Raw genomic sequence first — 3,225 nt, 5'->3', positions numbered from 1 at the left:
GGCCGCCGCGACGCGCTGACCGCGGGGCGCCGGGCCCTGCGCGCGGCTCCCGGGCCGCGGTACCCGCGCACGTGACCCGGCCGCCGTCCCTCTGCCCGCGCACCGCCCCGCGCCCCCGTTGCTCGCCGCGTGGGTGGAACGTCGTGACGGACACGCCGCCGGCGTGTCCGTCACACGGTTCCACTCACGGGCGCCGGGAGCGACGTCCGGGCGGGCACGCGCAGGGTGGGGGCGGGCACGGGGCACGGGGCACGGGCAGGGTGGGGCGGGCGCGGCCGACCCGACCGGGACCGGACATCAGCCCCGGATTCGGACATCTCGGGCGCGCCGTGGGGCGGGCGGGGACCGGGCGCTCTACGGTCGGACGGAGCACCGACGTGACCAGCACGGCCGCGTCGACACCGAACCCGCTGCGCGGGAGGCGCTTCCGCTCCTGCCCCGCACACCGTGAGCCGGCGACAAGGGAGCAGACATGAGCAGCACCTCGGACCGCGAGCAGGACGACACGCCGTCGACCGCGCCCGACACCGCGGGGCAGCGCGCGTCGGAACCGGGAACCCCCGACGCCGCCGGCACGACCTCGGGCGCGAGCCCCGACTCCGAGGGGACCACCGCGTCCGGCACCACCCCGTCCGGCACCTCCGCGTCCGGCAGCACCGGGTCCGCGACCGCCGCGTCCCGCACGACCGCCCCCGACGCGACCGGCACGTCCCGCCCGACGACCACGCCCACCGAGCGGGTGCCCGCCGTCCCCGCGGCGGCTGCCGCCGAGCCGGCCCCGACCGGCACCGAGGCCGCGGCGACCGAGGCCCCCGCCCGCACCGGGTCCACCACGGGCACTAGGCCCGCCGCGCGCACCGGGTCCACCGCGGGCACCGCGTCCACCGAGGGCACCGCAGCCACCGCCGGCACGACGCCCACCGCCGGCACGACGCCCACCGCGGGCACCGCGTCCGCCGAGCCGCCCACCGGCGCCACGACCGACGTCACCGCCCCCGCCGCCACGCCCACCCCCGCCGCCCGCGCCGCCACCGGCACCCCCTCCCGCGGCACCAGCGCCCACCGCGCCACCCGCCCGGCGCCCACCCCGCCGGCTCCCGCCCCCGAGGACCCGCCGTCCGACCTGCCCGGCGGCCTCCCCGCCGCGCACGCCCCGGGCGTCCCCGGCACCCCCGGCGGACCCGGCCGGCCCGGCGGGCCGGGCACCCCCGGCGGTCCCGGCACCCCCGGCGGCCCCGGCTCCGCGCGGTTCGCCGCGGACGGCGCCGGCGCGCCGACCGCCCCGCTCCCGACGACCCCGGCCGGCGGCGTCGCCCCGGCGACCGCGGCCGCGGCGCCGACGGATCCCGTCCGCCGCACCAGCATCCGGGGAGCCGAGGCGCGCGCCGCCGCCGTGCTCACGCGGGACACCCCGGACGGCACCACCGGCACCGGCACCGCCGACGCCACCCCGACCGACGCGGGCGCCCCCGGCGCGGGCCTGCCCGGCACCGGCCCTTCCGACGCGAGCGTGCCCTACGGCGACCCCTCCGCCCCGGCCCCCGCCGGGCCGGCCGCGCCCACGATCCCCGGCGCGCAGCACGCCACCCCGGGGGACGAGCACCCGACCCGGTCCCGCGGGCGCCGCGCCGCCGCCGGCACCCCCGAGCCCGTGGCGGAGCCCGCGCACCGCCCGGGCGGGGGCGCCGGGCGGCACGTGCTGGGTGCGCTCGTCGGCCTGGTCGTCGGCGCGATCGGCGTGTGGACGGTGCTGTTCGGCCAGTCCCGCGTGCTCGCGGCGCAGGCGCCCGGCTGGGACGCCTCCTACGACGCGATCGGCGTGGTCCTCGTGACCGCCGGCGTCCTGGTGCTCGCGGTCGTGCTCGGCCTGGGCCTGTGGACGCCCGCCGTGCCGATCACGGCCGGGCTCGTCGCCTCGGTGCTGGGCGTCGTGCTGCTCTACGTGCCCGCGACGACGCACGTCGACATCGTGCGGTGGATCGCCACGGACGGAACCGAGTACTCGGTCGTGCGGGCGACCGTGACCGCGACCTCCGGCACGGTGTTCGTCGTCGGCGCGCTGCTGCTGGTCGCGGGCCTGGTGCTCGCCGCCGCCCGCCGGCGCTGGCTCCCGCGGGTCTGACGCGGACGGCGCGGACCCGGCCGCCTCGAGCGTCCCGGTCCGCGCCGTCCCGCATCCCCGCGCGCCGCCGAGATCCGCACTCGCCAGGGACGTAAGTCCTACTAGAGTGCCGAGAGACGCGGCATCCGAGCCGCGCCAGCACGCACCGACGTCGTTGCGCTGGAGGCACACGTGGCCCTCGACAGCTCCACCCCGCAGTCCGCACCCGACGGGGCCCCCACCCCCGCGGACGGCACCGCCCCCGACAGCACCACCCCGGACGCCCCCGCGCCGGGCCTGGAGAACCTGCTCACCGAGGACCGGCGGTTCCCGCCGGACCCGGCGTTCGCCGCGCAGGCGAACGCCCACGCCGAGCTGTACTCCTGGGCCAACTCGGCGCGGCTCGAGTTCTGGGCGGAGCAGGCACGGTCGCTCCTCGACTGGGCCGAGCCGTTCCAGGAGGTGCTCGACTGGTCGGGCGCCCCGCGGGCCCGGTGGTTCGGCGACGGCCGGCTCAACGCCGCGTACAACGCCGTGGACCGGCACGTCGCGGCGGGTCACGGCGACCGGGTGGCGCTGCACTTCGAGGGCGAGCCCGGCGACACCCGCACGCTGACGTACGCGGACCTGCAGCGCGAGGTCTCGCGCGCGGCCAACGCCCTCACGGCGCTCGGCGTGCAGACCGGCGACCGGGTCGCGATCTACCTCCCCCTGATCCCCGAGGCCGTCATCGCCATGCTGGCGTGCGCCCGGATCGGCGCCCCGCACTCCGTGGTGTTCGGCGGGTTCTCCGCCGAGGCGCTGCACACCCGCATCCTGGACGCGGACGCCCGCGTGATCATCACCGCGGACGGCGGCTACCGGCGCGGCGCCGCGAGCGCCCTCAAGCCGACGGTCGACGAGGCGCTGGCCAAGGGCAGCGGCGACATCGTCCGCAGCGTGCTCGTGGTCCGGCGGACCGGGCAGGACGTGCCGTGGACCGAGGGCCGCGACGTCTGGTGGCACGACGCCGTCGACACCGCGCCCGACACCCACGAGCCCGTCGCGGTCGAGTCCGAGCACCCGCTGTTCATCCTGTACACCTCGGGCACCACCGGGAAGCCGAAGGGCATCTTCCACACCAC

Annotated in this window: 2 protein-coding genes; both read left to right on the top strand. The window is 79.6% G+C overall.

Going from position 1 to position 3,225, the window contains the following annotated elements:
- The first annotated feature begins 472 nt into the window (after positions 1–472).
- Positions 473–2,122 carry a hypothetical protein gene (locus VER05_RS06000; RefSeq protein ID WP_324844472.1) on the top strand — a complete coding sequence of 550 codons (1,650 nt, stop codon included), beginning with the start codon at positions 473–475 and terminating at the stop codon, positions 2,120–2,122.
- A 171-nt stretch (positions 2,123–2,293) separates the two neighbouring features.
- Positions 2,294–3,225, top strand: a 932-nt coding sequence (locus VER05_RS05995; protein ID WP_414647562.1) for an AMP-binding protein, incomplete at its 3' end; no start/stop codon positions are given.

The sequence above is a fragment of the Cellulomonas sp. genome (assembly GCF_035634735.1).
GTDB lineage: Bacteria > Actinomycetota > Actinomycetes > Actinomycetales > Cellulomonadaceae > Cellulomonas.
This window is presented reverse-complemented; position numbering and strand designations above follow the sequence as displayed.

Excerpts from the sequence above, each read along its gene's own strand:
- VER05_RS06000 (WP_324844472.1), top strand. The coding sequence starts at position 473 with ATGAGCAGCACCTCGGACCGCGAGCAGGACGACACGCCGTCGACCGCG.